The organism is Piscirickettsia salmonis LF-89 = ATCC VR-1361 (genome assembly GCF_000297215.2).
Lineage (GTDB): Bacteria > Pseudomonadota > Gammaproteobacteria > Piscirickettsiales > Piscirickettsiaceae > Piscirickettsia > Piscirickettsia salmonis.
In genome coordinates, this window is sequence record NZ_AMFF02000034.1 from 5,460 (window position 1) to 12,566 (window position 7,107).

The window sequence follows — 7,107 nt, forward strand, 5'->3', positions numbered from 1 at the left end:
CTATTTTTAGCTGCTTTAATCGATTATTGGCACCTGCACTTCGAATACTGGGAGTAATTTTTAGTCGAATTATCACAATTTCACAATATGGCTGATTTTCAGAGTATTGTATTACCTAAGCGCGAACGTGAGAACCTTACCCCGATTGAACTAATAACACTCATCAAACAAGGTGCATGATGTATAGCGTGATCAAAAGTTTTTGGGCCTATGGCGTCGGTGGTGTCTTGGTCATTGTCATTATTTTTGTTTGGCGCTATGAAATGAGGCAAAGTGCCCAGTATGAGCTCAAGCATGAAATCGCTCAAACGAATTGGAAACACAACACTGAAACCTTCCATTTAGAACAGCAGCGCCTTAAACAGATTCAACAACGCTATTTTACTGAAGTTGCTGCCACCGATGAGGAACATGATGATGTGGATCACGCCTTACTTGAATCGCTGCATGCCAGTAAAAACTGGTCTGCTACTGATATTCCTAACGCCATTTTTATTAAGCTGTGCCAAGCCGAACTCGTTGATCACGCACAGTCACATCAATGCAAGTCCGCCCTACAGTCTGCTCAATCACTGCAAAACAACCAAAATCCAAGGACAAACCAATAAAGCCGCACTCACCTGGGGCGTGGAAAATTACCAATCATTAGAGCAATGCAATACACAAATTAATCATTTGCGGGAGTTTTATCATTTAGAAAAAATTCAACCATAACTGACTGACTCTAAGTCAAAAAGGCGCTCCCTGTGCAAGCAACTTTATTGTTGCACTAAGGAGGGCTTATATCCTGACTTAGGTGAAAGTCAGGATTCTTTGCTTGTACCGACAGCTCGCCATCGTGGAATAAAAGCCTAGGCTTCCTTTCCAGCTTCCCCTTATATTCAGCAACAAGCCCCCCAATCTGCTCTTGTAATTCAGAACTATAACCATTTACCAAGACAGTCTTTTTTGTAACAGGAATCCTCGTCATAGGGCTCCTTTCATCGCGTCTCAAACTTTTTAATAATTCTTTTGCTTCATAAGGGTACACCTCACCATCAATAGTAACCGGCTCTTCTACTGGATGTTGACTGATTGGTCCTGTAATAAGTTTGTTAAATTTTTGCTCAAACTCTCGATATACATCAGCAGGTAAATTCTGAGCAAGCTCTGAAGGAATAGGAAAAGACTTAGGTCCGAAACTAGAAAAACGCTTTAAAACTTCATCAGTTGCAGACGTTGTTTGAGGAAGATCAATAGGAAGGTCAACAAAAGCTCCTCCTCCTCCTATTTCTAAATCGTCAAGATCAATATTTAGTAGTGATAACTCTGGGTTACTTGCTACAAAAGCTTCAAGAAAACGCAACCTTTCTTCTGTCGTTTGTTCAGGAAAGTCAGAAAAACTATTTCGTCGACTTACCGCTAAATCTCTAGTGAGTGTAGAGTCTTGCTCCGAAGTTAAACCCATTAGGAAGTCATCTTCTGACTCCGAACCTAGATCCATTGGAAGGTCAACGCCTGGTTCTGCCTCTTGATCTGTTAAATGACTAGAAAAAGCACCTGCCCCACTTAACTCTAGATTTTCAGCAGATGCAGATTCTGGTTCCACACCTAAAACTTCTGGATGGTGACCCCTGTTTTGTTTACGTTCTCTTGGCATTTTTTTATCCTAATGCAATTTCATTATATGAATGTCCTATTTTCGACATAAAAATGTATAAAACATATCGAAAGATATATGTAAAAATATATGAATTGCCTTCATTTTTCATACATCTGATAATTTATGCTTAAGAAAATCGATCTCCGTCACCAAAGTAAGGGATTAAACAACTACTCTATAACTAAACCGCCTTAACCTATGGTGTATAAAACTATCCCCTGATCGTCCTATAACTATAGTCATACCCTGTCGCCCCATCCTCTTGCTCTCCCACCCACTCATCAAATGCCTCCTCAACTGCTTCTTTAGCTTTTAAGATATTTGAGTGCATCACTTCAAATTCAACACAAAGTGTTCTTTCTGGGCAGATTAAATCGAATGTATACAGGTATCCTGTCGTTTTACCTGATTTTTTCCTGTGTGTTGTTTTTTTTAGTCCCATTAATTCACTAAATCACTCTAATATTACAAAGTTCACTATCTTTGCAGAACAAAGATAAAAATTAAACCTAATTCAATAAATATGTTTTAAGCCATACATCAAAAACTAGCCATCCCATTCGGCCGGGTAAATGTTGGCGCTATTGCACTTAAAATCCCCATCACTTTGTCAATGGTGTAGCCTTTTTCGGTATACGCATTTTTCAAAAACCACAGCATTTCATCAAGACTATTACCAAATTTTTTAGAAAAGTGTTTCAACCTCTGTATGTGTTTATTCGTCACTTCTCGCCCAGCTGAGTTTTTTTGCTGCTTATAAAAATTTTGGCTTAGCTGGTTTGTCACAGGTCCATGCGCTACAGCCATATCGACAGGGACATCTTCAAGCACAGCTAAATCATTACTTAAATCATTACTCAAGTTAGGCGTAACACTTTGAGTGTTACACGGCTTGTCAGTGGTAATCTCACTATTCATCGCCTTTGCTTCATCAAGCGCCTCTTGTGTTTCTAGAAGTGCGCTCCTCAGCTCCTGTTCTTTTTTTGCCCAGTCAGTTAAATCAATAGTGTTTAAAAGTTGGTCATTGTGTTTTCTTTTTTCTTCTCGTAATTGAGTCAAAATAAATTCAAGCTCAATAACAATATCCCCTTGTGATGCACATTGTTCAAAATTAAGTACAGGGTTATTAATCTCTTCTTTATCTTTCTGTGCTTCCTTTATTGAAAAGTCGATTTGGACTCTTCCATTTTGCGAATTCGCAGCTTGAGTGTTTTCAAGGCTTTCAGTACTTTTATACTCTTTCGCTTTTTGCTTTTCTTTAATCGGGTATTGTGTTGTATAGCTGGCAAGAAAAGCACTAATCGCTTTAGTGTTTAAACTAAACACAGTGGTACGGTCGTAGCACTTACGTTTAATGTGTGTGAAAACTTTATCAGCAAATAACTGTTTTAGAGACTTACCAATTTGATACAGTGTGAATTGATGAAAGAGCGCTTCTTTTAAGTCTTCACGACTAAGGTAGTGCTCACTCCAGCCATATTCGTTATGGCGAAATGTAGACAGCGCTAAGATTGCTGAAGCGCATGGGTTTTGTTTGCAGATGGCAGTCATCCATGGATAAACTACGGTTACTCTTTCTTTCGGTTGTCGAATTTTACTGATGCACGTATCTTGTAAATGCATTATAATGTCCTTGTATGTTATGTACACGTAACCGCTAAGAAGGTACCAGCTTCAAGGCGGTTTTTTATTATCTAAACGTCTTTAGTGAAGAGTATATTTGCAGAAAAGAAATAATTCAAATTATTTTTTCCTTAGTGTTGCAGAATCCTGGAATCTAAACTATTATCACCATAAACCTATCAGATTCTAAGAATACGGAGTGTAATAAATGCAAGCTAATGAACAATTTTTAGAGTTTAGAAAACGCCATAATTTAAGACAAAAAGATATTGCAGAAATTACTGGTTACTCTGCGAGCCATATTACTAAATGGGCATTAGGTAGAGAGCATAAGGATTTTAGAGAAGTTCCTGAGCAAGCATTGCGTTTAATGAATTATTGGGAAGAAGAGCAAAAAGAATTATTTAAAAATTCAGGGAGTAAGGTTTGGGGGTTAATTAATCACAAAGGAGGAGTAGGAAAAACAACTATTACTTTTCACTTTGGAAAGATGTTGGCAGATAAAGGCTATAAAGTTTTATTAGTTGACCATGACCCTCAAAGGCATTTAACAAGTAGTTTCGTTCAAGATTTTGATGACATTGAGTCAACTGTTGCTGATATATATCAAGGTAAACCATGGAAAACATTAAATGTAAAAAACAATTTAGATATTATTCCAGGGTATGAAAAATTACACAAAGTTCAAGAAATAGAAGATGCTACTGAAATTATTTTCTTGCTTAAGGAGGCAATAGATTCAGTTAAAGATAACTATGATTATGTACTTATCGATTCTCTTCCCTCTGATGGCCCGTTGTATAAAGCTTGCCTAGTTGCAGCAAATTTAATTCTTGTTCCATATACACCTGATAATTATGATACGTGGGGACTTCATGATATTACGAAACAGATTGATAAGCTAAAAATGAGAGGAATTAATACTAATTTAAAAATTGGAGCATTAATTGGTAATAATATTGCACGACCAACAAGGTCATTTGATAAAACCATTTTACAGTCAGTAGCAGAACAGTTTAAAGATCAGTTTTTAACTTTAGAGTTATCTCAAAGCGTAAAAGTAAAAGAATGTAAAAACCCTTATATTTGCGAATCAATAACGGAATATGCTCCAAGCTCCCAGGCGGCTAAAGACTATGACAAGGCATTAAAACATATTTTAAAAAGTATTATGGTGAAGGCTTAATAAGGGGTATTTATCATGTCTACAGTCGCCAAAAAAAATAAGCAAAGAAAAAATTCATCAAAACGTGAACAAATGTTAGAAGCTGCAAAAATTGCAGCGTTTCAAAAAAGAGATAGTGTATCTGATTACAAAGAGATTATAGATGACAAAAATAAAGAAATAGACTCTTTAAAAGCTAAAGTTGATATTTTAGGAAGTATAGAGACCAACTTAAAATCTAGTTTGATTTATGTTGATCCAGCAGAATGTGTTAATTGGTTGTATGCGGATAGACAGAACTTCGAGCTTGGTGATTTGCAAGAGCTTGCTGAGGATATTGAAAAGAATGGGCAAGTTCAACCGTGTATATTACGGCTATTAAAGAAGAGTGAAAATCAAAAAGAAAAGTATGAAGTTATTGCTGGAGAAAGAAGGTGGAGAGCCTGCTCTTTATTTAGAATTAATTTATTAGCAGAGGTTAGGGAGCTAACAGATGCTGAGGCTCTGGTAGTACAAAAATCAGAAAACAGAAAAAAAGATATATGCCCTCACTCTGAAGCAAGACAATATTATTTAGCCCTTAAAAATAATGTTATTTCTCAAAATGAACTAGCTGCAAAACTTGGATATTCAAGCTCATCTTTTAGTAACCTTTTATCTTTTATGCATGTAGATGATAGAGTTTGGAAAGCTGTTGGAGATACTTCTAGGGTATCACCTCGTTCGGCCAAATTAATAAAGCAGTATTGTGATAAAGGTGAGGAACATATAAAGGCTTTAATATCTATTGCTCCAAAAATAAAAGAGGGTATGGGAGCAAAATCACTAGAAAAAACTATAGATAGATTATTGTCTAACCCTGAAGTATCGAATAATAAAAAAGAGATTTTTATTAATAATAAAAAAGCATTCAGTATTAATGGTGGGGATATAAAAATATCAAAATCAATATATTCTCAAATCAATATGGACGAGTTAGAGAAATTGATTTATTCACACCTTTCTGAAAAGTTAATTTAAGAGCTCTGCTCACACTGTGAGTACCTGGAATCTACTGCTCACACTGTGAGTACCTGGAATCTACTGCTCACACTGTGAGTACCTGGACACGAGTTTCGCACTTTGAGTTTTAATGCTTTAAAATAAAACATTGATGAAGTTGCTAAGTGAGGCAAGGATGTCTAGGCATAAATGTACAAAAGAGATTTATAAAGCATTTCTCCAGGCAAGTAGCGTACGTTATTCAGGGCTGGCTCTATCAGAAGTTTCTCCGAAACCTCTTTCTCATGACAGTGTGAGCAGATGGCTTCAGTCACAGCAGTACCGCCCTAGAGACATCTGGCATATTGTAAAAGATCTAATTAATACAGAAGAGCCTTGCTTACTTGTCGTTGATGATACAGTTTTAGATAAGCATAGAAGTAAACAAATAGACTTAGTTCACCACCAATATTCAGGGAATGCTCATGATGTCATTGCAGGTATAGGACTCGTTAATTTAGTTTGGTATGGTTTGGAGCGTCAACATTCTATACCAATTGATTATCGTGTATATGACAAAGATACCGATGGCAAGACTAAGAATGATCATTTTCGAGACATGCTAAAGTTAGGTAAAAACCGAGGTATGACTCCATCCGCTGTTGTATTTGATGCATGGTATTCTAGCTTGAATAATTTAAAAGCAGCCCGTGATCTTCATTGGAATTGGGTGGCAGGACTTAAAAAAAATCGCAAAGTTAATCGTAACGAAACACTTGAAATGCTTGACTTTCCTGATGAAGGGCTAAAGTTGCACTTACGTGGTTATGGCTGGATCACTGTATTTCGGTTTGTAGCAAAAAATGGTCGCACGGATTACATTGGAACGAATATTGAAGAGCCATCTCGTGATCAAGTTGAAGTCATTGTCAAGGCACGTTGGTCAATTGAAGTTTATCACCGAGAATTAAAGCAAACGTGTGGTATTGAGCGCTGTCAGGCTCGTACTGGCCGAGCGCAGAGAAACCATATTAGCTTATCAATTGCCGCGTGGGTTGATAAGTATAAACGTAAGCTCAATGAAAAAATTAGTTTGTACCAGCAAGATTGGGATGTGATAAAAGTGGGGATTAGCTGTTCTATACAAAAGATATTAGCAGCGACCTAAAAATCAAAGTGCGAAAGTCGTGCTGGAATCTACTGCTCACACTGTGAGTACCTGGAATCTACTGCTTAAATTAAATCCACAATTCTCTTTTTAGCCTCACTATCACCTTCTATATAGCGCTGAGTGGTTTGTAGTGTTGTATGTCCCGCGAGTTGTTGAACATCACGAAGGGAACCACCAGCTTTGATGATATTCTTAGCTGCACGGGTAACAAAGGTACGGCGACCACTATGGCTACTACAGCCTTCAAAGCCTAAATTTTTGTAGAGTTCGGCAAACCAGTTAACCACCGTTTGGGCCGGAAAGTGCGAATTGCGACGCGAGAGAATTACTGGCCTTTGTCCATGCTTTGGCTTTGACTCGTCTAATAGCTGGGATAGGACCTGTTTTAATTGTTTGTTGAGTGGGATGACTCGCCCCCCTTGCTTGCCTTTGCTGGCTGTGTTGCGTAGATGGATCGCTTCACAAAGTTCACTTTCAGGAGTCAGTAGCATCTCCCAGGTGAGTGCTGCAATTTCTTTTGCTCTT

General features: G+C 37.5%; 9 protein-coding genes. 5 read left to right on the forward strand and 4 right to left on the reverse strand.

Annotation, left to right across the window (positions count from 1 at the left end):
- The first annotated feature begins 179 nt into the window (after nucleotides 1-179).
- Nucleotides 180-608, forward strand: a complete 429-nt coding sequence (locus tag C200_RS04365) for a hypothetical protein (RefSeq protein WP_016211500.1) — start codon at nucleotides 180-182, stop codon at nucleotides 606-608.
- Nucleotides 520-714, forward strand: coding sequence for an Rz1-like lysis system protein LysC (lysC, locus tag C200_RS16860; RefSeq protein WP_418312531.1), 195 nt, complete (start codon nucleotides 520-522; stop codon nucleotides 712-714). The genes C200_RS04365 and lysC overlap by 89 nt, the downstream gene beginning before the upstream one ends.
- Nucleotides 715-769: 55 nt before the next feature.
- On the opposite strand, the gene C200_RS04370 is transcribed toward lysC, so the two are convergent.
- From C200_RS04370 to C200_RS04380, 3 genes are all read right to left on the reverse strand, one after another.
- Nucleotides 770-1,588 carry an RING finger protein gene (locus C200_RS04370; RefSeq protein WP_152498677.1) on the reverse strand — a complete coding sequence of 273 codons (819 nt, stop codon included), beginning with the start codon at nucleotides 1,586-1,588 and terminating at the stop codon, nucleotides 770-772.
- 265 nt (nucleotides 1,589-1,853) lie between these two features.
- Nucleotides 1,854-2,084 (reverse strand): hypothetical protein, encoded by a 231-nt coding sequence (locus C200_RS04375; protein ID WP_016211495.1) that lies wholly within the window; start codon nucleotides 2,082-2,084, stop codon nucleotides 1,854-1,856.
- 98 nt (nucleotides 2,085-2,182) lie between these two features.
- Nucleotides 2,183-3,265 carry a hypothetical protein gene (locus C200_RS04380; protein ID WP_016211497.1) on the reverse strand — a complete coding sequence of 361 codons (1,083 nt, stop codon included), beginning with the start codon at nucleotides 3,263-3,265 and terminating at the stop codon, nucleotides 2,183-2,185.
- A 208-nt stretch (nucleotides 3,266-3,473) separates the two neighbouring features.
- Between C200_RS04380 and C200_RS04385 the strand changes: the two genes are divergently transcribed.
- The 3 genes from C200_RS04385 to C200_RS04395 all read left to right on the forward strand — a co-directional run bounded on the left by C200_RS04385 (nucleotide 3,474) and on the right by C200_RS04395 (nucleotide 6,579).
- On the forward strand, nucleotides 3,474-4,451 hold the full coding sequence (locus C200_RS04385) for an AAA family ATPase (RefSeq protein WP_016211501.1): 978 nt from the start codon (nucleotides 3,474-3,476) through the stop codon (nucleotides 4,449-4,451).
- Nucleotides 4,452-4,466: 15 nt separating this feature from the next.
- Nucleotides 4,467-5,450 carry a ParB/RepB/Spo0J family partition protein gene (locus C200_RS04390; protein WP_016211499.1) on the forward strand — a complete coding sequence of 328 codons (984 nt, stop codon included), beginning with the start codon at nucleotides 4,467-4,469 and terminating at the stop codon, nucleotides 5,448-5,450.
- Nucleotides 5,451-5,607: 157 nt separating this feature from the next.
- On the forward strand, nucleotides 5,608-6,579 hold the full coding sequence (locus tag C200_RS04395) for an IS701 family transposase (protein ID WP_032126374.1): 972 nt from the start codon (nucleotides 5,608-5,610) through the stop codon (nucleotides 6,577-6,579).
- Nucleotides 6,580-6,644: 65 nt separating this feature from the next.
- Here C200_RS04395 and C200_RS04400 read toward each other — a convergent pair.
- On the reverse strand, nucleotides 6,645-7,107 hold a 463-nt coding region (locus C200_RS04400), incomplete at its 5' end, for a tyrosine-type recombinase/integrase (RefSeq protein WP_033923683.1).